We start from the raw sequence: 22,030 nt of genomic DNA on the forward strand, positions 1-22,030 counted from the left end.
TTCAAAGGAATAAATTGAAATTATTATTTATTTTGCTTTGTTGTTTTGCAAGCTTAATAGCTAATGACGCCATTAAGGGCAATGAAACCACAAACGATAAAACATTTTTTGATAATAATTTAAACACAGAGGATTGTAACGCAAATACAAAATGCAAAGAATCTTTAAAAAATCAAGATTTTATAAAAGAACTTTACCGTATTTCTAATAAAATTAGAGGCGATAATAGCTCTTGTAATGGCATAAGTTATTTATCAAAATTACAAGAATTTGATAAGTTGCTTTTGCAAATCTTTAAAAATCCTCTTGCATATCAAAAAGGCCTTAATACGACTAAAAATCTAGAAAAAAAATATAATATTTTAAAATCTTATTTTAGGTATTGGGCTTATCAAAGTATAGGAAATTTTAGACTTTATAAAGCTTTTTGGCAAGAATATAAACAAGCTAAAAAACCTTTAGAAAAATATTTTGAAAAAAAATTTAATTTCGATGAAAATAAAAGCATTTACTATACTAAAAATGCTTTAAATGAATTTTTAAATTGGGCTGTAGGACAAACAAAAATTTATAAAGACATCACTCCTTTAGCAAAAATCGTAGCAAATCAAAACCATTCTTTATCTTACATACAAGATTTTATCTTTGCAAACAATCCTACTCAAGATGAACTTACTATAGCTTTACAAGCAGCTTTACTTAATCAAAGAAGCCAAGATATTTTAGAACTTTTAATCCATTTTGGAGCTAAGATTGATGAGGGGTATGAAAGTGCTATTTTTTACGCTTTAGAAAATTATGAAAATACGAATTTTCTCATCCAAAAAGGTGCTGATGTCAATCAAGTTAATGCCTTTGGCAAAAGCCCACTTTTTTATGCTATAGAATTCAATCATACTGATATAATACAATTATTACTTCAAAATGGGGCTAATGTTAATCAAAGATATATTAATAATAACGAAAAATTAGCATTAAGTGCCAATATAGGATCCAATACGCCTTATTTTATTACATTTTGTGCTTTAGATCATAGTTCAAAAAGTGTTTTAATGCATGCTGCAACCTACGGTGATGTTAGTATTTTAAAACTTCTTTTATCTAAAGGTGCTGATTTAAATGCTACAGATGATTTGGGTTTTAATGCACTAGATTTTGCCTTAGCAGCCAATAAAAAAGAAAATGCTAATTATCTAAAAAGCTTAGGTTTAAAAGCAAATGAAAAATTATTTTATGGAGGAAATTTAGAATGAAAACTGCATTCATCACAGGTGCGAGTTCAGGATTTGGGGAGGCCTGTGTGGAAGCTTTTATACAAGAAGGCTATAAAGTCATTGCGCTAGCACGCCGTAAAGAACGTCTAGAAAAGCTTAAAAAAACTTATAAAGATAAAATTCACACCCTTTGTATTGATATAAGAGAACAAGATATTCTTTTAAAAAGCATAGAAGAACTCCCTCAAGATTTTAAAGCTATTGATGTTTTGTTTAATAATGCAGGATTGGCTTTAGGAATAGATGAATTTGATAAATTAAGCTTAGAAGATATCAATACCATGGTAGATACTAATATAAAAGGCTTTTTGTATGTTGCTAAAGCTATCATCCCCATACTTCGAAAACAAAAAAATGCCTATATTTTTAATCTAGGATCTGTTGCAGCACGCAATCCTTATTTTGGAGGCAATGTGTATTGTGGAACCAAGGCTTTTGTAAGACAATTTTCATTAGCTTTAAGAAACGACCTTAGAGGAAGCAATATAAAAGTTACAAATATCGCCCCAGGACTTTGCAAAACCGAATTCACCCAAGTACGCTTTAAAGGAGATATCCAAAAAGCAGATGCTGTCTATGAAAACACACAATTTATCAGTGCAAGTGATATTGCTAAAGTAGTTATGTCTATTATTAAATTGCCTAGTCATATTAATGTCAATGAAATAGAACTTATGCCTATAACACAAACTTGGAATGGATTTTATATAGAAAGAGATAAATGAGAAAATTTTTAATTTTATTTTTATTACCTTTAATCGCTTTTGCTAATTCTTCACAAGCAATTGCCAATGCTAATTTATTTGGAGCTTTTACTATCATACCGCCTTTAGTTGCTATCACTTTAGCCTTTATCACAAAAGATGTGATTTTATCACTTTTTGCTGGGGTTTTAAGTGGGACTTTTTTACTTAGCCTTTCTGAAAATATTTTCAAAACAAAAGAACTAGCCTTGATCAATTTTTATCATACTGCTGTAGATTCTTTTTCAAAAATAATTTCTTATATTTTAGGTTCAACCTCTGATCCTATTAATGCAGGCATTATCTTGCAAATCCTTTGTATAGGTGGTTTAGTAGCACTTATCACTAAAATGGGTGGTGCAAAAGCCGTAGCCTTAAAATTTGCTAAAAGATCTAAATCTGCTTTATCAGCTCAAATTAATACTTGGTTTTTAGGACTTTTAATCTTTTTTGATGATTATGCTAATTTATTAATTGTTGGACCTATTATGCGTCCTTTAGCAGATAAATTTAAAATTTCGCGTGAAAAATTTGCCTTTATTATTGATTCTACAGCAGCACCTGTTGCGGGAATAGCTGTGATTTCTACTTGGATAGGACTAGAAGTTTCTTTGATAAAAACCGCTTATGATCACATAGGCATTAGTGATATTAGTGCTTTTGGCATTTTTGTTGAAACCATACCTTATCGTTTTTATAATATTTTTATGCTTTTTTTTGTGGTCATGACTGCAATAATGGGACGCGAATTTGGTTCTATGTATCAAGCCCAAGTGCGTGCAAAAACCACAGGAGAAATCGCTCCTTTATCAAAATCTAGCACCTTAAATACTGCAGAACTTGAAGATCAATTTTTAGCTCCTAAAGAAAACATTAAAATCAGATCCTTTGATGCTATTGTTCCTATTTCTACTTTGATCACTTTAGCTATATTAGGATTTTATTTTAATGGACTTAGCACATTAGAAGGAGAGGAATTAATACAAGCAAAACTCCATCCTTTATCTTTTGAAACCTTTAGAATAAGTTTTGGCAATGCAGATTCTTCAGTAGTCTTATTTCAAGCTGCTTTATTTGCTGCTATTGTAGCAATTTTCATAGGTTTACGTCGCAAAATTTTCAATCTCAAAGAAGCCATAGAAACATGGATTTATGGGTGGAAAACAATGATTTTTACCATTGTTTTACTTTTATTTGCCTGGTCTCTTTCAAGTATAGTAAAAGATCTTGGAACTTCTTTATTTATCACAAGTTTGCTTGCAGATAAGTTACCTGAGTTTATTTTACCCGCTACAATTTTTGCTTTCGCTTCTGCGATTTCTTTTGCTATAGGGACAAGCTATGGAACTATGGGGATTTTAATGCCACTTGCTGTACCCTTAGCTCATGAAATTGCTAAACTCAATGGCATGGATGCTAATGCTATGCATCATTATATGATCATTAATATAAGCTGTGTTTTAACAGGAGCTATTTTTGGAAATCACTGTTCTCCAATTTCTGATAATGTTATTCTTTCCTCTATGAGTGCAAAATGCGATCATATGGAGCATGTTAGAACACAAATTCCTTATGCTTTATTTATTTGTATTATTTCTTTAATCACAGGCTATATTCCTGTGTCTTTAGGGATTAATGTATGGCTTATTATACCTTTAAATTTCATACTTATTGTCATTTTACTCAGACTCATTGGAAAGAAAATTCCATGAGTCTTGAAAAATTTGGAAATTTTACAAGCCTGGAAGAAAAAGCTTCTTTTATAAAAGAATATTTTAAAGAATTTTATCAAAAAGATTTTAAACTTTTTTCTTCAAAAAACAAGCATTATCGTACAAGAGCTGAATTTTCTTTCTACCATCAAAATGATGATCTTTTTTATGCTATGTTTAATCCTCAAAACAAAAAGAAAATCATCGTTGAAAATTTAGAATTTGTAGATGAAAAAATTTATGCTTTCATGCCTAAGCTTTTAAAATATTTGCGTCAACACCCTACTTTAAAAGAAAAGCTTTTTGCAGCGGAGTTTTTAGCTGCTAAAAAAGAACTCAGCACAAGCTTGCTTTATCATAAAAATATAGAAAATATTCAAAAAGATTTAGAACTTTTAAGCCATGATCTTCGTATCAATCTCATTGCAAGAAGCAAGGGCAAAAAATTGGTTTTTAAAACAGAAAATTTAAAGCAAAGTCTTTATATTCAAAATAAAGAAATATTTTATGAAGTTAATAATGATTGCTTTATACAGCCCAATACTGCCATAAATGAGAAAATGATTGATTGGGTATGTGAAATCTTACACACTCAAAAAAGAATGGATCTTCTTGAACTTTATTGCGGATATGGTAATTTTACCCTTGCTTTAGCACAATTTTTCAATAAAATTTTAGCCACTGAAATTTCAAAAAGCAGCATTCATTTAGCCTTGAAAAATTGCCTTATTAATAATGTTTCAAATATCCATTTTGCAAGGCTTTCAAGTCAAGAATTAAGCTCTGCTTTAAAAAAAGAAAGAGAATTCTTTCGTTTAAAAAATATTTCTTTAGATTCTTTTAATTTTTCTCATGTTTTAGTCGATCCACCCCGAGTTGGACTTGATAAAAGCGTAATAAATTTAATTAAAAATTATAAAAATATTATTTATATTTCTTGCAATCCCATCACCCTAAAAGAGAATATAAAAGAATTAAACCTTACACATAAGATAAGTGATTTTGCCCTTTTTGATCAATTTGTAAACACTCCTCATCTTGAATGTGGAGTGTTTCTTAGTAAAACATTATAGTTTTAATTAATTTTATTAAAAAGCCATGTAAAGATTGCAAAAACACTCTATTATGCTAAAATACCATGCTACAAATCCAAGGAGAAAACATGCTAGAATTAAACAAAATTTATAAAGCTAAGCAACAAATTTCAAACTTTATAAACAAAACTCCTTTTATATATTCTTCTTTCTTAAGTGAAATTTGTAAAAGCGATATTTATCTTAAAAATGAAAATTTGCAAATGACAGGAGCTTATAAAATCAGAGGTGCTTATAATAAAATAGCTAATCTTAATCAAGATCAAAAAAAACAAGGAGTAATCGCAGCAAGTGCAGGAAACCATGCCCAAGGCGTAGCTCTTAGTGCAAAGAAATTTGATATTAAAGCCATTATAGTAATGCCTGAATCCACACCTCTTTTAAAAGTATCTGCTACCAAAGCTTTAGGTGCAAAAGTCATACTTAAAGGTGATAATTTTGATGAAGCCTATGCCTTTGCAAACGCTTATGCTAAAGAAAATAATCTTAATTTCATCCATCCTTTCGAAGATGAATTTATAATAGCAGGTCAAGGCACTTTAATGCTTGAAATGCTTGATGAAATCAATGATCTTGATATGGTAATTGTCCCAGTAGGAGGCGGGGGCTTAATTAGTGGTATTGCAAGTGCTGCCAAGCAAATTAATCCTAATATTAAAATCATAGGAGTAGTAGCTAAAGGTGCGCCGGCAATGTATGAAAGCTTTCATGCTAAGAAAATCAAAAATTCTAAAAGCGTGCGCACTATAGCAGATGGCATTGCTGTGCGTGATGTCAATCCTATTAATTTTGATATTATTTTAAAATGCGTTGATGATTTTGTTCAAGTTGACGATGAAGAAATTGCTAATGCTGTGTTGTTTTTGCTTGAAAAACATAAAATCATCGTAGAAGGTGCAGGTGCTACGAGTGTGGCTGCTCTAATCCATCATAAAATCCGTACTCAAAATCATAAAAAAATTGGCGTAGTTTTAAGTGGTGGCAATATTGATGTTCAAATGCTAAATATCATTATAGAAAAAGGGCTTTTTAAAGCTTACAGAAAAATGCAAATTCATGTTACTTTAATCGATAAACCAGGTGCCTTACTTGATCTTACAGACAGTTTAAAATCAGCTCAAGCAAATATAGTAAAAATTGATTATGATAGATTTTCTACCCATCTTGATTATGGCGATGCTATGATTTCTATTACTCTAGAAACAAGAGGCAAAGAACATCAAGAAGAAGTAAGAAAAATTCTTAACCAAAAAGCTTTTAATTTTTACGAAAGTTTTTAATAAGAAATACGACTTAAATAAAGCCCATTTGGCGGTACTAAAAAGCGATTATATTGCTTTTTAGTTTCAATTTGATCTTTAAGTTCTTTTTCACTCATCTTTTCTTCTAAAACCCTCAAAACACTTGCCACACTCAATCTGATTTGCCCTCTTAAAAAACCATTAGCCTTAAAGCAAAATACGCTAAAATCTTTATACGCATAAGCTTTAGCAGAAAAAATTTCTCTTACAGTGCTTTTATTATTTCCTCCGCTTTTACAAAAAAATTTCAAATCTTTTTTTCCTACAAAAAGCTTTAAAAGGTCGTTAGCTTTAACAATGTCAAACTGGGGATAAAAATACACATAAGAAGCCATAAAAGGATTATAAGCTCTATGAGAAAAAATATAACGATACTCCCTACTTTTAACATCAAATCGCACTTCAAAATCGTCTTTTACTTTTTCAATTTTTTTAATATGAATAAAAGGATGGGCAAATTGATTGATTTGCTTTTGCAAATAGATAAAGTCTTTAAAATGCTTCCCGCACTCCACACTTGCTACTGCATAACTTGCATGGACACCTTTATCTGTTCTTGAAGCCATTAAAACAGAAGAAAAAATTCCTAAATGTGATAAAGCCATATTTAAAGTATCTTGAACACTCTTTTTATGCGGCTGCATGGCAGAACCTAAAAAAGCTGATCCATCATAAGAAAAAATAAGCTTTAATTTCATTAATAACGGCTTAAAATGATTTTATTAAAACACAAAAACGAAATCAATAAGCTTAAAGAAAAAATTCCTAAGCAAACCAAAATAGGAGGCTGAGAAAAGGAACTTAAAAGACTAAAATATACAGCAATTACCCCAAACATACCCAAATACACATAGCCTTTTTCGTAGCGGTAAGTTACCAAACCAAAACATAATGCAAAAAGTGCGCTAGCAAGGGGGAATAAAGCTATTGTCACATAAATTACAAATTCTCTTGCTCTTTGGGGATTTTCGTTTAAATCATTCCAATATTCATAAAATTTCTTTGTTTGAAGATCGTCTGCATTTAATTGAGTATTAACCACTAAAGTATCAAATTCTCCGCTAAAAACATCTTGTCCTTGCTCAAAACTATACATTCTGCCTTGATTTAAATTAAAAGCAAAACCATCATCTTTTCTTTGCACATATGCTTCTTTAGCGATAATTAATTGTTCTTTATCTTCTGCTTGATGTTTAGGTCTATACATAATGATATTTTCGTATTTATCATTATCTTGCTTTTCTATAAAAATCATCCAATCTAAAAATTTCTGCCCAAACTCACCTGTTTTATAATTAAATTTCACTCGAGTACTTTTATAATTTATAAAATTATTTTGAAGTTCAAATACTATAGGTATCATCACTAAAGCTACAATAAGCATCAAAGCACTAATTAAACCTGCGATTTTAAGAAAGAATTTTACCAAAATCATAGGAGAAAAACCCAAGGTAAAAAGTACTATGCTTTCATTTTCTTTAGAAAGTCTAAATAAAGCCAAGGTTAAAGAAATAAAAAAAGAAATAGGTAAAGTAAAAATTAAAATTCTAGGCAACATAAAACTATAAAGTTTTAAAAGATCTAAAAAGCTAATTTCTATACTTGAAGTGAGTTTAGCAAGCTGGATAAAAAACACCATAGAAACAATGGTAAAAAGCACAAAAAAAATAGATAAATTAGTACTTAAAAATTGATTTAAAACATATCTTAAACTAAGTCTCATGAAAATAATCCTGAATTTTTATAAAATAAAACTACTATAAAAGCAATGTTTAAAAAAGGTATCATAGCAAGTTCTTGAGTTTTGAGGGCTTTATTTTTTAAAAAAACAAAAAAAGGCAGGGTTAAAAGTGAAGCTAAAAAAAGTGTTAAAAAACCGTATTCAAAACCTAAAATTCCAGCTATACCTGCCATAATGATAATATCTGCATCGCCTAAATTATCAAAAATTTCATTTTTATTTTGAAAATGTTTTAAATAAAACACAAAGCTCTTAAGTAAAAATATAAATCCTGCAAAATTAAAAGCATTTAGAAAAAAGCCTTCTTTTAATTCTTTAAAAATTAAAAAATACTCTATTTCACCTGGCTTAAAACTATAAAATAAAGCAAATAAAAAAGCACTCCAAAGCAAGCTTTGAGGCACGGCTTTTAATTGCATATCAATTAAAGAAAGTAAGAAAAAATTAAATAAAAATAAAGATAAAAGCAAAAAATCATACAAACAAAAGCTTAAAAAATATACTAAAACAAGTAAAATTATGCCCAAAATTTCGTTTATAAGCAAAGAAAAAGGCAAAGCACATTTACAATTGCTACACTTTGCTCTTAAAAAAACATAAGATAAAATAGGAACAAGCTCATAAAATCTTATCTTCTTTCCACAAGAAAAACAAAAAGAATGCAATGTAAACAAAGGCTTTTTCTCCACTATTCTAGAAGCTAAACTCGCACAAAAAGAACCCAAACAAGCCCCTAAAATCATAATAAAAATAATCATTTACCAAATGTTCTTTCTCTATGATGAAATTCTTGAATGATTTTTTTAAATTCTTTTTTAGTTAAGGATGGAAACAAAGTCTCGCTAAAACAAATTTCAGCATAAGAACATTGCCAAAGCAAAAAATTTGAAAGTCTTTTAGCATTGCCTACGCGTAACATCAAATCCACATCTAAAGGCAAATCTAAATTCTGAGTTATATTTTCTTCATTTAATTCAAGGCCTTTTTCAACCACACGCTTAGCCGCTCTTATGATTTCATCCCTTGATCCATAGCTTATGGCCAAATTCACACAAAGTCCATTGCAATGTTTTGTTTTTTCTTCAACCAAGGCTATTTTTTGCCTTATTTTTTCATCTAAACGCAATAAATTCCCTATAGCTCTTAAACGCACATTGTTTTTTTCAAATTTTTCTAAAGCTTCATTTAAACAACGATCTAAAAGATCAAAAATGAAATCAATCTCATCTTTAGGTCTATTCCAGTTTTCTGTACTAAAAGCAAAAAGGCTTAAATGGGAGATTTTTTCCTCCACGCACACTTCCATAAGTTTTTGCATGGTTTTAACCCCCTGAGAATAGCCTAATTTACCCAAAAATCCTTTAGATCTAGCCCAACGCCTATTTCCATCCATAACAACAGCAAGATGTTTTAATTGATTCATTTTTTATCCTTTAAAATCAAAAAATCTTTTAAATATAAACAAAGGCTTAATATTATTTTTTTGCAATACATTAAAATCTAAATGTTCATTTAAAAATTGTTCTACTTTAGCAAAAGGTGTAAAAATACTTATTCCTTGAGAATCTATTAGAATTTTTAAAGCCCCAAAAACACTAAAATACAAATAAAGTTCTAAATATTTAGCCTTTTTACGCATTTGAAACAAGCAAGCTTTGTTTTCAAAAACAAAAGGAATATGATAAATGTTTTCATAACTTGCAAAAAGCATTTCTTTTAAAATTTGATAACGCTTCGCATCTTTACATTCTAAAAGACCTTGTATAATAAATTGTTTATAAGCAATTTTACCCTCTAAAAGTGCCATGATCAAAGATAAACCTTCTTCAAAAGGCTCAAAATTAGGGCATTTAAAAAGATGTTTAAACTGTATCACTCCACCTTTTTGCATATAAAGTTCTGCTAAATATTGTGCACCAATTTCAAGCTCTATCATGCTTTTAGTTTCAATCTTTTTATGATTTAATAAAAGCGTATAATGTCCATAACCTGATTTGGCTAAAACTTTCATGGGTATGGGCAAGGTAGCATTAATTTTATTCATAATTTTTCACACCTTTTAGCAAGTTCAAAGGCTAAAATTCCTTTATCTTCTAATATGCTTTTATCTTGAGTATGCGAAGTGATAAAATAAAGCTCATTTTGATCGCTTCCAAAATAATTATTTAAACCCATGATATTAAGACAAATCATATCTAAATTTTTATCTTGCAAACATTTTTTAGCATTTTCTAAGGCATTTTGGGAATCAAATTCCATTTTAAAACCTATTTTTTTACCCTTAAAATGACAATTTTTAAGCAAATCTTCATTTAGAGATAAGTGTAAATTTAAGCCTTGTAAATGATCATTTTTTTTGATTTTTCCTTTTGTACTTTGAGGTATGAAATCACTCACAGCAGCTGCCATAATTAAAAAATCATTTTCTAAATTCTCATCTAATAAATGTTTTAAATCCTGTGAACTTTCAAATTTACACAATTTATAAGGAGTATCAAAATCCATAGAACTAAGTAGCTTCACCCTAGCTCCTAGAAAATAAAAAGCATCAGCTATGGCTTTTGCCATTTTTCCGCTTGAAAAATTACTTATACAGCGTACATCATCGATTTTTTCTCTAGTGCCCCCTCCTGTGACAATCACACTTTTATCTTGCCAAAATTCTTGTTTTAAAAATTCTCTTTTGACAAGATCAAATATGCTTTTAACTTCAGCTAAAGCACCCAATCCTTTTTCTTTACAAGCTAAAACCTTGCAAATAGGTTCAATAATTAAAGCCTTATTTTTTTTTAATAATTTTAAAGAATTTTGCGTACTAAAATGATAATACATGTGAGTATTTGCCGCGGGGGCGATGAGTAAAGGTTTATTTGTAGCTATTAGGGTTTGGATAAAAAGATTATCAGCTATACCAAGGGCTAGTTTATTAATAGAATTCACACTTGCAGGTGCAAACAAAACAAGATCGACATCCTTGCTAAAATCGATATGATTTTTTGAGTTTTGCCAACTTTCATTTTCTTGACATAAAACTTCATCAGCCAAAGCTTCAAAACTCATTTTACTAGCAAATTTTAAAACCCCTTCAGAGAGTAAAACCTTTACTTTAAAACCTTCTTTCTTGAATAAAGAAATAAGTTCATAAGCCTTATAAAAAGCAATGCTACCACTAACGGCTAGAAGTATGGTTTTCATTTTTAAATTTCTTATAATAATAATCTTTAACCATCTTATACCCTGCTCTATTGATAAACAAAGCACCTTTTTTTACATCCACATTAACCGTGCTACCAGCTGCTATAATTGCCTCATCTTCGATTTTTACAGGAGCTATAAATTGCGTGTCTGAACCTACAAAAACATTTTTTCCTATGAAGGTTTTATGCTTTTTTATCCCATCATAATTGCAAGTAATCACCCCGCATCCTATATTTGTCCCACTTTCTATCTCACAATCCCCCAAATAGCTTAAATGTCCGGCTTTTACTGAGTCTAATTTAGCATTTTTACACTCGACAAAATTGCCTATATGAGTGTTTTTTAACTCACAATGGGGACGCAAATGTGCCAAGGGTCCTATATCGCTATTTTCTACAAATGAATTTTCAATCACACTAGAACTTTTAATAATAGAATTAATAATCTTACTTTGTCCTTCTATTCTCACATTTTCATAAACCTCACACTCCCCAACAAATTCCACATCTGATCCTATAAAAGTACTATAAGGCATATGAAAAATCACACCTTGCTCCATCCAATATTTTTTAATTTTTTCTTGCATCAAGCATTCTGCCTTACTAAGATCAAATTTATCATTTATCCCCATAAATTCATCTTCATCTACAAAAACTGCTTCAATGTCTATATTTGTTTTCTTAGCAAGTTTTACAATATCAGTTAAATAATACTCTTTAGCAGCATTATCATTATCAATTAAAGGTAAAAGTTTTTTTAAAAGCTTTGCTTGTACGACATAAACCCCACTGTTGCAAGTGTTAATCTCTTTTTCTTGTGTGCTTGCGTCTTTAAATTCAACAATTTTTTCAACCTTATTTTCCCTTATAACTACCCTGCCATAGCTTTTAGCATCTTTTGCTTTAAATACTGCTAATGCTAATTTTGCTTGAGTATCTAATAAGGTTTTTAAACTTTTTTGTTCTACTAAAGGCATATCACCGCAAAGGATTAATACCCTTTCATTTTTAGGTTTAAAATCCCTTAAAGCCCCAGCTGTTCCAGGATAGTTTTGTAAATCTTGTTCTATAATTTGGGTTTTGGGGAAATGTTTTAAAATTTCTTTTTCAATGCGTTCTTTTTGATGAGATAAAACCACACTCACATCATTACTGTTCGCAAAAGCTTTTTTTAAAATATGTAAAATCATGCTTTTTTGACAAAGCTCTTGTAAAACCTTTGGTTTTTGAGATTTCATTCTAGTGCCAAATCCTGCTGCTAAAATCAAAATAGAAGCTTTCATTTTTTACCTTTTAATTTTAAAAATACTATTTTAACAATTTAAACTTAAAATTCTAACCCCTTAAACTAGTTTTTAGTCATCAAAAGATAAAATTTAATTTTTATATAAAAATCAAAAAAAGAAGCAAAAAAGGTCTTAAAACTTTGAAAAAAATAATTTTATTTTTAATCTTAAGCATAAGCTTATTTGCCGCTGAAGCGACAATACCTACAGTTAATTTAAGCTTAAGCGCACCCAATACCCCTAATCAATTAGTCACTACTTTAAACATAATCATAGTTTTAACCATACTCACCCTAGCGCCAAGCATTATTTTTATTATGACTTCTTTTTTGCGTCTTATTGTGGTATTTTCTTTTTTACGTCAAGCTTTAGGGACCCAAAGCATGCCGCCTAATACCATTTTAGTCAGTCTAGCTTTAATCTTAACCTTTTTCATTATGGAACCTGTAGCAACAAAGTCTTATAATGAAGCAATCAAACCTTATTTAGCAGAAAAAATTGGCTATGAAGAAGCTTTCACAAGAGGAGTAAAACCCTTTAAAGATTTCATGCTTAAAAATACACGCGAAAAAGATTTGGCTTTATTCTACCGTATACGTAACCTACCTAATCCAAAAAGCATAGAAGATGTGCCACTTACAGTTTTAATGCCTGCATTTATGATTTCAGAATTAAAAACTGCTTTTGAAATAGGCTTTTTAGTTTATCTGCCTTTTTTAGTTATAGACATGGTCGTAAGCTCGGTTTTAATGGCTATGGGTATGATGATGCTTCCTCCTGTTATGATTTCTTTGCCTTTTAAACTTCTGATTTTTGTCCTTGTAGATGGCTGGAATTTACTCGTGCAAAAATTAGTAGAAAGCTTTGTCAATTAAAATATAATATTATTATTTTAAAAAGCTTTTCAAAGCTTTTTCATAATCTTTTTGAGTATCAATTCCCATACTTTTAGTTTCAATTTCAAGCATTTTAATTTTTTTACCACTTTCTATGGCTCTTAATTGCTCTAATTTTTCAGCTTTTTCAAGTGCAGAATTCTTTAAAGAACAAAAAGTTCTTAAAGCTTTAACTTTATAAGCATAAATTCCTAAATGTCCTTTAAAACTCTCTTCATAAACTGATCTTTCATAAGGGATTTTAGCCCTTGAAAAATATAAAGCAAAACCTTCTTTATCACAAAGCACCTTAACTAAATTAGGATCACAAGCTTGTTCTTGAGTGATTTTTTTATAACAACTTGCCATAAAAGCTTCTTTTTCCAAGCAAACACTTGAAAATTCTTTAAAACGAAATAAATTCTCACATTCTATAAAAGGCTCATCAGCTTGCACATTAATAATAAGCTCATCATCTTTTAAAGCCAATTTTTCACAAGCTTCATTAATCCTATCTGTGCCGCTTTCGTGATTTTTACTAGTTAAAACAGCATTTAAGCCATGTTCTTTAGCAATTTGCAAAACCCTTTCATCATCTAAAGCTATGCAAACTTCATCAACTTTACTTACTCTTTTTGCAGTTGCTACAAACATAGGAAGCCCTCCTATATCGCACAGAATTTTTTCATGTAAACGACTCGATTTTAATCTTGCTGGTATGATAATCATTTTCGCATCCAAGTTAAAATTTCTTCTTTAATCATATTTGCTTTAAACACTTTTTCTTCTTTACTTGTAAAATCAAATAAGGTTAAAATTTCTTCTTTAACTTCTGCATTAAATTCTTTAGCAATGAATTTTAAATCTTCTTTCTCATCTTTACAATCCCTACCATATAAAGCCTTTACCATACTAGGGGTGAATTTAGTCCACTCAGCTGTTGAAGTGATGAGAGTAGGCTTTTGCTTATTTAGCATTTTAAAGCAAGTTGCAGTATGAGGATCAATTAAAATTTTACTTTGTTTAATAAATTGCATACACTCTTCATCTTCACAAAAATCTGCTTCAAAGTCTTCTTGTAAGCTTTGTAATTCTTCTTTTTCAAGCTTGAAATATTTTTGATTTTTAAGCAAATTCATTAATTCTTTTGTTCTAAGATCTTTAAATTTTGCAAACAAAAGCCTCTCTATATTTGAAGAAATTAATATATCCATAGCTGGAGAAATAGTTTTTTTAAGGATTTTGCCGCGCAGATCATATACTCCTTGATTAAAAAATTCACTCAAAATATTATTAGCATTAGAAGCGATTTTGATTTTAGAAATTTTAGCGCCCATATTTTTAGCATAAAAAGCTCCTAAAGCATTGCCAAAATTTCCACTAGGAATGATAATTTCTACTTCTTCTTGAAATTCCTTATAAAGCTTTAAACTTGCATAATAATGATAGATAATCTGAAATAAAATGCGTCCAAAATTAACAGAATTAGCCGCACAAAGTTCATAATTTAAAGTTTTAATTTCTTCTTGAAATTCTTTTGAAGCAAGCATTTGTTTTAAAGTATTTTGCGCAGCATCAAAATCCTCATCTATAGCAAAAACTTTCAAATTCCCTTTGTCTAAAGCACGCATTTGTAGCTCTTGTACCCTGCTTGTACCATATTTTGGATACATACAAACTACTTTAATATTTTTCATATTTTCAAAACTTTTTAAAGTAGCAGGCCCCGTATCACCACTCGTAGCACAAATAATTAAAATATTTTTATCTTTTGAAAATTCTTTTAAAAGTACTCCAAAAGGCTGCAAAGCCATATCTTTAAAAGCTCTTGTTGGCCCATGCCAAAGCTCATTAAGATAAGTTTTTTCTCCAATTTTTTGCAAAGCAATAGGAGAGTTTTTATCATAAAAATTATCATAGCTTTTTAAAGCCTTTTTAAAAAGCTCTTCCTCACCAAAACCAAAACTCTCTATGAGTTTTAAAGCAAAATCCTTATAAGATAAATCAGCGTATTTTTCGCCTTCAAAAAAAGGCAAGGTCAAAGGTGAATAAAGCCCGCCTTCTAAGGCATTAGGATTGATTAAAGCTTGTTTAAAACTTGCAGTATTATTTACATTTGTGCTTTCAACTAAGTTCATGATTGAAACTCCTTGATATAAGTTTTTATTTTTTGTTTTAATGCGTCTTTTAATTCTATATTTAATTCTATGATTTGACATTTAAAACCAAAATCTTTTACTTTTGTAAAGTCCTTAAAAGTAAGCATTAGTGTATCGCAATTGTGTTTTTTTAGCAAATTTTTTAATTCTTCTTTTTTAAATTCGTAATGATCTTTAAAAAAATAGCAAGCCCTAGCCTTAATAAAATGCTCATGCAATCTAAAAGGCTTAGCAATAGCACTTACTAAAATGGCTTTAGGATTTTCTTTTACGAAAGAAAAACGCAAAAAGTCCCTATCTTCAAGGGCGATAAAATCTGCTTTTTTTTTATAAAATTGAGGCAAACGATAAGCTCCACTAGGCAAGGTAAAGTCAAAATATGGTTTGATTTTACTTTCAAGTAAAATATCTAATTTCTTAATATGAAATTGTGAAAAAGCATCATCAAGCAAGACAAGCTTAGCACCCAAATCAAAAGCTTTTTGAATGCCTTTTACCCTATCTTCACTTACAATCACTCCTTTTATATTATCTTCAAAAGCATACTCCATGGCTTCATCCCCACTTTGGGAAACTTCACATAAAATTTTATTATCGTTTTTAACAACAAGCAAGCCCTTGCTTTTTCTTTTATAACCCCTAAGTACTACAAAAACATCATCAAATTCCCTTGCAATAGCCTTACAAAGTGGGGTTTTTCCATTCCCTCCAAAGCTTAAATTCCCCACACTAATAATAGGTTTTTTAAAATCGATTTTTTTGCGAAAAAAAGTATTTAAAATCGCACATGAAGCATAAAGAATGCTTAGAGGTAAAAGCATATAAGCTAAGCTTTTTTGTAAAAAATTAGGTTTAAAAAAATAATTATCCAACCAAAGTTCGTATTTTTTTTCTTCACTCATGTTTTAAAATTCCAAGATTTCAGGCATTTTTCTTTTAAAAATATTCTTTTGCATTCTGTTTTTAAGCATATTTATTAAAGCAGGATCAAAAGATTTTAAAAGCCCTTCATCATTTGCTTTTAAAGCCTTTAAGCCCTCATCTATTTGCACATAAGCAAAACCTAACTCTGTTTCATCACTTTGATCTTCCCAAAGATCCGCACTGGGTTTTTTTGTGATAAAATTTTCATGTAAACCAAGATATTTTGCTAAATCATAAATTTCACTTTTATAAAGCCCACCTATAGGATTAAAAGCACAAGCTAAATCTCCATAAATGGTTCCATAACCTAAAAGCAATTCGCTTTTATTAGAAGTACCTACAACAAGAGAATTTTTCAAAGCAGAATAATCATAAAGCAAACTCATGCGGATACGTGCTGCAAAATTTCCTATGGCGATTTTATCAGTATTTTCGCTTTGCTTTATAAAAGCATCTAAAATATCTTGTATGGCTATGATTTTATATTCAAGTTTTAAATCTTTACAAAGTCTTAAAGCATCTTCTAAATTGCTTTGATTTGAACTTTGCGTTGGCATTAAAAGAGCAAAAACATTTTCTTTCAATGCATTTTTACAAAGTGTTGCTACCAAAGCAGAATCAATCCCACCACTAAGACCTAAAACAACACCTTTTGCTTGAGAATTAATCACTTTTTGTTGTATAAAATCACATATTTTTTGTGTAATCTTTTGCCAATGCATAAAGCTTTCCTTAGTAAATTTTAATGTATAATTATATTTGATTTAAAACAAATTTTTGATTAAAAAGGCAAAAAATGCAAATTATAAAACAAGCTTGTGGAATTTATGAAACAAACTGTTATATTTTATTCACTCAGCAAGGAGAATTCATTATAGATCCAGGATTTAATGCTTTTGATTTTATCAAAAAACATGTCAAAAATCCTTTAGCTATTTTAAACACACACGGACACCATGATCATGTATGGGATAATGCAAAAGTCAAACAAGTTTATAATATTCCTATTTATATACACAAAAACGACGCTTTTATGCTAGATGATCCTTTTAATCAAGGCTTTAAACCAAGCAAAGCAGATGTTTTAGTTGATGATGAAAATATATTAAATATAGCAGGATGTGATTTTAAATTTCATTTTTTACCCGGACACACTCCAGGATGTAGCATGATAGAAATCGTGGATGAAAATATAATGTTTAGCGGGGATTTTTTATTTTATAGAAGTATAGGAAGATGGGATTTTCCTTATTCTGATGCAAGTTTAATGAAACAAAGTTTAGAAAAGATTATGACTTACACACAAGATTATAAACTTTTACCAGGACATGGACAAGAAACAAAGCTTAAAGCAGAACAAGTCCATCTGCCCTCTTGGCTTAGATATTTTTAAGGAGGAATTTTGTGGATTTAGATTTTATATTATTTTGTTTTTTTATTTTTTTAAATGCTTTTGCTATTTTAGGTTTATTTTTTAAAAGCAAGCAAAAAAATCAATTCAACGAGAAAAAATTTTATAAAATTTGTCCTTGCAAAAAAATGGCAGAAAATGGAATTTTAAGCACTATTTGCATTTATTCAGCTGTAGGTGGATTTACCTACAGTGTACTTTCTATAGGGCTTATAGGCTTTGTAAATTGGGATATAAATCTTATTTTTCTTATGGGAATTTTAAGTGCATTTTTAGGATGGAAACTAAAACTTTAATTAAAATTGCTTTTAAGAAAAATCTTTAGATTTTTCTTGGCTTCTATTTAAAAGTTGTTCCTCCATCAACTATAAAAGTATGTCCAGTAACCCAGCTTGCTTTATCTGAACAAAGAAAAAGGCATGCACCAGCCAAATCTTGAGACTGTCCTATACGCTTTAAAGGACTTAAATTAATAGTAGCTTGCTTTACCTCTTCATAATTTGTAAAAGCTCTTAAAGCATCCGTTTCAATAGGCCCACCACTGACCACATTCACGCGGATGTTTTTTCCCCCAAGTTCTGTAGCTGCATATCGTGCCATGGCTTCTACAGCAGCTTTAGCCGTACCATGACCAGAATAATTTTCTATATAAACCAAATTTCCTGTAGAAGAAATAGAAATAATACTCCCTCCTCCTATTTTTTCCATTCTTTTAGCTGCCTCTTGAGATCCTACGACAAAAGCATTTACCGTAGCTGTGAAGATATTATTAATACCTTTAGGTTTTAATTTCATAAATTTAGTATAGCCACCTACAACTGCACGTCCTGAGATGATCGCATTGGAAATAAAATAATCCACCCTGTCAAAATCCTCATCAATTTTTTCAAAAAGTTCTTTATAGGTTTGAGGCTCTAAAATATTAAATTGATAGGCTTTTGCTTTAATTTTATAGTTTTTTTCAAGTTCATTTATTATATCTTGGGCGATTTGGACATTAGAATTATAAGTAAAAGCTATATTAACTCCAACCTTAGCAAATTCATAGACTATAGCCTTTCCTATACCACGTGTTCCGCCACTAATGACTAAAGTTTTTCCTTGAAATTCTGTATTCATTAAAATCCTTTGATATCGTATTTTTTCATAACTTCTTCAATTTTAGCAAAATTTTCCTTGCTTAAAGAACAAAGCGGAAGTCTAAATTCTAAACTTTCTACCAATCCTGCTATATACATAGCCGTTTTAATAGGAATAGGATTGCTTTCACAAAATAAAATTTTATTAATATTATAAAGCTCATCATTGATTTTTTTAGCTTCTTTATAATTTTCTTCTAAAGCATAATGAGTCAATTCACTAATCTTATTAGGCAATAAATTCGAAGTAACTGAAATAACACCTTTGCCACCATTAGAAAGTATAGGATAATTGATCGCATCTTCACCTGAAATTAAAACCATTCTAGACTCATGTGCAAGTAAATCTACACATTTATCAATATTTCCACTAGCTTCTTTTACACCATAAATATTTTCACAATCTTGAAAAAGCTTAATGATGGTATCAGTGGCAATCTCACAGCCTGTCCTGCTTGGAACATTATATAAAAGCACAGGAATATCCACGCTTTGCGCAATAGCCTTATAATGCTCATAAAGACCTTGTTGAGTGGGTTTATTATAATAAGGTGCAACGCTTAAAATTCCATCTGCTCCATGTTCTTTAGCAAACTGTGCTAAACCTATAGCTTCATGAGTAGCATTGCTTCCAGCACCGGCTAAAACCTTAACTTTAGTTTCTTTACACATTTGCACGGCTATTTCTATACAGGCTCTATGCTCTTCATGAGTTAAAGTCGCACTCTCACCTGTAGTTCCTACAGGAACTACAGCATCAATACCATTTTGAATTTGTCTTTGAATCAATCTAGCATAACTTTGCTCATCCACCTTGCCATTTTTAAAAGGTGTAATAAGCGCTGTCATGGCTCCAATAATGATATTTTTATCCATTTAAATCCTTTCGTAGAATTACTGTAGTTGAATTTTCTTCGCTAAAATATTTTTTAGCACAAGAAACCAAATCTTGCAATTGCAAATTTTGTATATTTTTCTCATAATTTAACAAAGGTTCCATGCTGCCTCTTGCTAAATAAGACCCGTAGACATTAGACACAGCACTAGCATTATTAAGTGAAAAAATAAAATCGCTTTTGACATTATTTTTTACCCTTTGTAAGTCTTTTTGAGAAATTTTACCCATTTTAAGCTTATTAAGGATCTTTAAAAGTTCTTTTTCTACTTTATTAGCATCAATATTAGGATTACAATTGCAAATAAAAATAAATAAATTCTCATCTATACAGTCATTAGCATAAACATAATAATCATTAATTAAATTAAGCTTATCAATCAAAATTGTATTGATTAAAGAACTTTTCCCACTTCCTAAAAGTTCAGATAAAGCATTTAAAGCTGGGATGTCTTTATGCTTAAAATGAGGGATTTTATAAGCAAGAGCTAGAAGTTCAGTGTCTGAGTTTTTATACAATTGTATTCTTTTAGCTCCTTCTTGTTTAGGTTCTTTAGTATGGATTTTTGGTATGGACTTGGTATTTTTAATTTTTTCAAAATGTTTCTTTGAAAGCTTAAAAACTTCTTCGCTTTGGATATCACCGCTTACAAGCAAAATAGCATTTTTAGGCTGGTAATAAGTATTATGAAATTCTTTAATATCTTCAATATTCCAATTTTGTATATCTTTAAAAAACCCTATAGGCGTCCAATGATAAGGATGATACATAAAAGCATGATTAAAAAGCCTAAAATATAAAAAACCCAAAGGATTATTATCCGTTCTCCATCTTCTTTCTTCTAAAACCACCGATCTTTCAGGCTGAAACTCTTCATCTTTTAAACTCAAATTTTCCATAAGTTCTGCAAAAAGTTCCAAAGCTTTATCTAAATTTTTTTTCGCACATTTAATATAATAATGCGTATAATCAAAACCTGTACTAGCATTATCCACACCGCCAAAGCCTTTAACCACTTCATCAAATTCGCCCGCTTTTAAATTTTTTGTACTTTTGAAATTTAAATGCTCTAACATGTGGGCTATGCCACTTTTTCCCATGATTTCATTTCTTGAACCTACTTTGTAAAAAATATCTACACTAATAACATCACTATTTTTATTTACAGGAAAGGCATAAACTTCAAGTTTATTTTTAAGTTGAATTTTTTCATAATTTATCATTTTAAATTTACTCCAACAGCTTCACTAATGTGTAAAAAACCATCTTTTCTCAAAAGCTCACTAAGATTTTGATTAATATCTCTTATCAAAGATGGACCTTTAAAAACTAAGGCGGTATAAACTTGTACTAAATTAGCTCCATTTTTAATGCGTTCATAAGCAATATTAGCACTATCAATCCCTCCACTTGCTATAAGTAGAGTTTTTCCAAATAGCACCTTGGCTACTTCTTTAAAGAAAATCCCACTTTTTTCTCCAATGAGTTTTCCGCTAATTCCTCCAAAAGTTCTATTATTGTCTAATAAAGAATAATCCACACTCGTATTAGCAAGTATAAAACCGCTTGCACCTTTTTTTATAGCATTCTCGCATAATCTTAAAGCACTATCAATTGGCATATCAGGAGCAATTTTTATGAAAATGGGTTTAGAGATGATTTTTTTAGATTCTTCAAGTAAAACATTTAAAAAATCATCATTTTGCAATTGTCTTAAACTCTTTGTATTAGGCGAAGAAATATTAACTACAAAATAATCGCATAAATCTTTAAAATCCCTAAATAAAGCAAAATAATCCTCTAAAGCCTTATCATTAGGAGTATTTTTATTTTTACCTATATTTACCCCTAAAGGCAAAACAAAAGGATAAATTTTAGCAAGTCTTAAGGCGATTTTTTGTGCACCTTCATTGTTAAAACCCATGGCATTTTGTATACTTTCTTGTTCTACAAGTCTAAATAAACGTGGTTTTTCATTGCCTTTTTGTGCTTTTAAAGTCAAAGTTCCTAATTCTAAAAAACCAAATCCTAAAGCACTCAAAGGTCTTATCATAGTCGCGTTTTTGTCAAAACCGCCTGCTAAACCCACAGGATTATTAAATTCTAATCCTAATAAATTTTGCTTTAAACTCTCATCATTGATTATATATTTATAAGCTAAAATACTCAAAGCTCCTGGAAAAGTAACATTTAAAGCCCTTAAACCATACTCAAGCAAAGCGTGTGCATGCTCAGGATTTAATTTAAAAAGTAAGGGTTTTATTAATTTATAAGCCAT

Annotated in this window: 23 protein-coding genes; 8 read left to right on the forward strand and 15 right to left on the reverse strand. The window is 29.9% G+C overall.

Annotation, left to right across the window (positions count from 1 at the left end):
* Nucleotides 1–14 precede the first annotated feature (14 nt).
* From GRQ01_RS03395 to ilvA, 5 genes are all read left to right on the forward strand, one after another.
* Nucleotides 15–1,253, forward strand: coding sequence for an ankyrin repeat domain-containing protein (locus tag GRQ01_RS03395; protein ID WP_158334433.1), 1,239 nt, complete (start codon nt 15–17; stop codon nt 1,251–1,253).
* Entirely contained in the window at nt 1,250–1,999 is a 750-nt protein-coding gene (locus GRQ01_RS03400) for an SDR family NAD(P)-dependent oxidoreductase (protein WP_158334434.1), read from the forward strand. Before GRQ01_RS03395 ends, GRQ01_RS03400 begins: the two co-directional genes overlap by 4 nt.
* Nucleotides 1,996–3,729 (forward strand): Na+/H+ antiporter NhaC family protein, encoded by a 1,734-nt coding sequence (locus tag GRQ01_RS03405; protein WP_158334435.1) that lies wholly within the window; start codon nt 1,996–1,998, stop codon nt 3,727–3,729. The genes GRQ01_RS03400 and GRQ01_RS03405 overlap by 4 nt, the downstream gene beginning before the upstream one ends.
* On the forward strand, nt 3,726–4,802 hold the full coding sequence (gene trmA / locus GRQ01_RS03410; RefSeq protein ID WP_158334496.1) for a tRNA (uridine(54)-C5)-methyltransferase TrmA: 1,077 nt from the start codon (nt 3,726–3,728) through the stop codon (nt 4,800–4,802). Before GRQ01_RS03405 ends, trmA begins: the two co-directional genes overlap by 4 nt.
* An 89-nt stretch (nt 4,803–4,891) precedes the next feature.
* Nucleotides 4,892–6,103, forward strand: coding sequence for a threonine ammonia-lyase (ilvA, locus tag GRQ01_RS03415; protein ID WP_158334436.1), 1,212 nt, complete (start codon nt 4,892–4,894; stop codon nt 6,101–6,103).
* Here ilvA and truA read toward each other — a convergent pair.
* Genes truA through glmU form a run of 7 tightly spaced genes read right to left on the reverse strand, consistent with a single transcriptional unit; the run spans nt 6,100 to nt 12,345 of the window.
* Nucleotides 6,100–6,822 carry a tRNA pseudouridine(38-40) synthase TruA gene (truA, locus tag GRQ01_RS03420; protein ID WP_158334437.1) on the reverse strand — a complete coding sequence of 241 codons (723 nt, stop codon included), beginning with the start codon at nt 6,820–6,822 and terminating at the stop codon, nt 6,100–6,102. The two genes, ilvA and truA, sit on opposite strands and share 4 nt — an antisense overlap.
* Nucleotides 6,822–7,847: an LptF/LptG family permease gene (locus GRQ01_RS03425; protein WP_158334438.1), complete on the reverse strand. Its 1,026-nt coding sequence runs from the start codon at nt 7,845–7,847 to the stop codon at nt 6,822–6,824. Before GRQ01_RS03425 ends, truA begins: the two co-directional genes overlap by 1 nt.
* On the reverse strand, nt 7,844–8,623 hold the full coding sequence (locus GRQ01_RS03430) for a prepilin peptidase (RefSeq protein ID WP_158334439.1): 780 nt from the start codon (nt 8,621–8,623) through the stop codon (nt 7,844–7,846). Before GRQ01_RS03430 ends, GRQ01_RS03425 begins: the two co-directional genes overlap by 4 nt.
* The gene (gene uppS, locus GRQ01_RS03435) at nt 8,620–9,288 is read right to left on the reverse strand and encodes a polyprenyl diphosphate synthase (RefSeq protein ID WP_158334440.1); all 669 of its coding nucleotides are present in this window, start codon (nt 9,286–9,288) and stop codon (nt 8,620–8,622) included. Before uppS ends, GRQ01_RS03430 begins: the two co-directional genes overlap by 4 nt.
* Nucleotides 9,289–9,291: 3 nt before the next feature.
* Nucleotides 9,292–9,909 (reverse strand): hypothetical protein, encoded by a 618-nt coding sequence (locus GRQ01_RS03440; RefSeq protein WP_158334441.1) that lies wholly within the window; start codon nt 9,907–9,909, stop codon nt 9,292–9,294.
* Nucleotides 9,906–11,060 carry a bifunctional phosphopantothenoylcysteine decarboxylase/phosphopantothenate--cysteine ligase CoaBC gene (gene coaBC, locus GRQ01_RS03445; RefSeq protein ID WP_158334442.1) on the reverse strand — a complete coding sequence of 385 codons (1,155 nt, stop codon included), beginning with the start codon at nt 11,058–11,060 and terminating at the stop codon, nt 9,906–9,908. Before coaBC ends, GRQ01_RS03440 begins: the two co-directional genes overlap by 4 nt.
* A complete protein-coding gene (gene glmU, locus GRQ01_RS03450; RefSeq protein WP_158334443.1) occupies nt 11,035–12,345 on the reverse strand; it encodes a bifunctional UDP-N-acetylglucosamine diphosphorylase/glucosamine-1-phosphate N-acetyltransferase GlmU in 1,311 nt (436 codons plus the stop codon). Before glmU ends, coaBC begins: the two co-directional genes overlap by 26 nt.
* Nucleotides 12,346–12,488: 143 nt before the next feature.
* Between glmU and fliP the strand changes: the two genes are divergently transcribed.
* Complete coding sequence (gene fliP / locus GRQ01_RS03455) at nt 12,489–13,223, forward strand: flagellar type III secretion system pore protein FliP (RefSeq protein ID WP_158334444.1); 735 nt, start codon at nt 12,489–12,491, stop codon at nt 13,221–13,223.
* Nucleotides 13,224–13,235: 12 nt separating this feature from the next.
* Here fliP and kdsB read toward each other — a convergent pair whose 3' ends face one another.
* From kdsB to GRQ01_RS03475, 4 genes are read right to left on the reverse strand one after another with little or no spacing between them, the layout of a single operon-like run.
* The gene (kdsB, locus tag GRQ01_RS03460; RefSeq protein ID WP_158334445.1) at nt 13,236–13,952 is read right to left on the reverse strand and encodes a 3-deoxy-manno-octulosonate cytidylyltransferase; all 717 of its coding nucleotides are present in this window, start codon (nt 13,950–13,952) and stop codon (nt 13,236–13,238) included.
* On the reverse strand, nt 13,949–15,361 hold the full coding sequence (gene thrC / locus GRQ01_RS03465; RefSeq protein ID WP_158334446.1) for a threonine synthase: 1,413 nt from the start codon (nt 15,359–15,361) through the stop codon (nt 13,949–13,951). The genes kdsB and thrC overlap by 4 nt, the downstream gene beginning before the upstream one ends.
* Nucleotides 15,358–16,284, reverse strand: a complete 927-nt coding sequence (locus GRQ01_RS03470) for a tetraacyldisaccharide 4'-kinase (protein WP_158334447.1) — start codon at nt 16,282–16,284, stop codon at nt 15,358–15,360. Before GRQ01_RS03470 ends, thrC begins: the two co-directional genes overlap by 4 nt.
* A gap of 3 nt (nt 16,285–16,287) precedes the next feature.
* Nucleotides 16,288–17,028 (reverse strand): NAD+ synthase, encoded by a 741-nt coding sequence (locus GRQ01_RS03475; protein ID WP_158334448.1) that lies wholly within the window; start codon nt 17,026–17,028, stop codon nt 16,288–16,290.
* A gap of 74 nt (nt 17,029–17,102) precedes the next feature.
* Between GRQ01_RS03475 and GRQ01_RS03480 the strand changes: the two genes are divergently transcribed.
* The gene (locus GRQ01_RS03480) at nt 17,103–17,699 is read left to right on the forward strand and encodes an MBL fold metallo-hydrolase (RefSeq protein WP_158334449.1); all 597 of its coding nucleotides are present in this window, start codon (nt 17,103–17,105) and stop codon (nt 17,697–17,699) included.
* 11 nt (nt 17,700–17,710) lie between these two features.
* Nucleotides 17,711–18,013, forward strand: a complete 303-nt coding sequence (locus GRQ01_RS03485) for a hypothetical protein (protein WP_203121170.1) — start codon at nt 17,711–17,713, stop codon at nt 18,011–18,013.
* A gap of 43 nt (nt 18,014–18,056) precedes the next feature.
* Here the strand turns inward: GRQ01_RS03485 and GRQ01_RS03490 are convergent, their stop codons facing one another.
* The 4 genes from GRQ01_RS03490 to GRQ01_RS03505 are packed head-to-tail and all read right to left on the reverse strand — an operon-like array spanning nt 18,057 to nt 22,030.
* Complete coding sequence (locus tag GRQ01_RS03490; RefSeq protein ID WP_158334450.1) at nt 18,057–18,836, reverse strand: enoyl-ACP reductase; 780 nt, start codon at nt 18,834–18,836, stop codon at nt 18,057–18,059.
* Nucleotides 18,836–19,732 carry a 4-hydroxy-tetrahydrodipicolinate synthase gene (gene dapA, locus GRQ01_RS03495; protein ID WP_158334451.1) on the reverse strand — a complete coding sequence of 299 codons (897 nt, stop codon included), beginning with the start codon at nt 19,730–19,732 and terminating at the stop codon, nt 18,836–18,838. Before dapA ends, GRQ01_RS03490 begins: the two co-directional genes overlap by 1 nt.
* Nucleotides 19,725–20,975, reverse strand: a complete 1,251-nt coding sequence (locus GRQ01_RS03500; protein ID WP_158334452.1) for a M16 family metallopeptidase — start codon at nt 20,973–20,975, stop codon at nt 19,725–19,727. The genes dapA and GRQ01_RS03500 overlap by 8 nt, the downstream gene beginning before the upstream one ends.
* Nucleotides 20,972–22,030 carry a quinone-dependent dihydroorotate dehydrogenase gene (locus GRQ01_RS03505; protein ID WP_158334453.1) on the reverse strand — a complete coding sequence of 353 codons (1,059 nt, stop codon included), beginning with the start codon at nt 22,028–22,030 and terminating at the stop codon, nt 20,972–20,974. The genes GRQ01_RS03500 and GRQ01_RS03505 overlap by 4 nt, the downstream gene beginning before the upstream one ends.

Origin of the sequence: Campylobacter bilis (assembly GCF_016806695.1) — a bacterium.
In the GTDB taxonomy this organism is placed as follows: Bacteria; Campylobacterota; Campylobacteria; order Campylobacterales; family Campylobacteraceae; genus Campylobacter_D; species Campylobacter_D bilis.

Excerpts from the sequence above, each read along its gene's own strand:
- GRQ01_RS03400 (WP_158334434.1), top strand. The coding sequence starts at position 1,250 with ATGAAAACTGCATTCATCACAGGTGCGAGTTCAGGATTTGGGGAGGCC.
- GRQ01_RS03405 (WP_158334435.1), top strand. The coding sequence starts at position 1,996 with ATGAGAAAATTTTTAATTTTATTTTTATTACCTTTAATCGCTTTTGCT.
- trmA (WP_158334496.1), top strand. The coding sequence starts at position 3,726 with ATGAGTCTTGAAAAATTTGGAAATTTTACAAGCCTGGAAGAAAAAGCT.
- ilvA (WP_158334436.1), top strand. The coding sequence starts at position 4,892 with ATGCTAGAATTAAACAAAATTTATAAAGCTAAGCAACAAATTTCAAAC.
- truA (WP_158334437.1), bottom strand. The coding sequence starts at position 6,822 with ATGAAATTAAAGCTTATTTTTTCTTATGATGGATCAGCTTTTTTAGGT.
- GRQ01_RS03425 (WP_158334438.1), bottom strand. The coding sequence starts at position 7,847 with ATGAGACTTAGTTTAAGATATGTTTTAAATCAATTTTTAAGTACTAAT.
- GRQ01_RS03430 (WP_158334439.1), bottom strand. The coding sequence starts at position 8,623 with ATGATTATTTTTATTATGATTTTAGGGGCTTGTTTGGGTTCTTTTTGT.
- uppS (WP_158334440.1), bottom strand. The coding sequence starts at position 9,288 with ATGAATCAATTAAAACATCTTGCTGTTGTTATGGATGGAAATAGGCGT.
- GRQ01_RS03440 (WP_158334441.1), bottom strand. The coding sequence starts at position 9,909 with ATGAATAAAATTAATGCTACCTTGCCCATACCCATGAAAGTTTTAGCC.
- coaBC (WP_158334442.1), bottom strand. The coding sequence starts at position 11,060 with ATGAAAACCATACTTCTAGCCGTTAGTGGTAGCATTGCTTTTTATAAG.
- glmU (WP_158334443.1), bottom strand. The coding sequence starts at position 12,345 with ATGAAAGCTTCTATTTTGATTTTAGCAGCAGGATTTGGCACTAGAATG.
- kdsB (WP_158334445.1), bottom strand. The coding sequence starts at position 13,952 with ATGATTATCATACCAGCAAGATTAAAATCGAGTCGTTTACATGAAAAA.
- thrC (WP_158334446.1), bottom strand. The coding sequence starts at position 15,361 with ATGAACTTAGTTGAAAGCACAAATGTAAATAATACTGCAAGTTTTAAA.
- GRQ01_RS03470 (WP_158334447.1), bottom strand. The coding sequence starts at position 16,284 with ATGAGTGAAGAAAAAAAATACGAACTTTGGTTGGATAATTATTTTTTT.
- GRQ01_RS03475 (WP_158334448.1), bottom strand. The coding sequence starts at position 17,028 with ATGCATTGGCAAAAGATTACACAAAAAATATGTGATTTTATACAACAA.
- GRQ01_RS03480 (WP_158334449.1), top strand. The coding sequence starts at position 17,103 with ATGCAAATTATAAAACAAGCTTGTGGAATTTATGAAACAAACTGTTAT.
- GRQ01_RS03490 (WP_158334450.1), bottom strand. The coding sequence starts at position 18,836 with ATGAATACAGAATTTCAAGGAAAAACTTTAGTCATTAGTGGCGGAACA.
- dapA (WP_158334451.1), bottom strand. The coding sequence starts at position 19,732 with ATGGATAAAAATATCATTATTGGAGCCATGACAGCGCTTATTACACCT.
- GRQ01_RS03500 (WP_158334452.1), bottom strand. The coding sequence starts at position 20,975 with ATGATAAATTATGAAAAAATTCAACTTAAAAATAAACTTGAAGTTTAT.
- GRQ01_RS03505 (WP_158334453.1), bottom strand. The coding sequence starts at position 22,030 with ATGGCTTATAAATTAATAAAACCCTTACTTTTTAAATTAAATCCTGAG.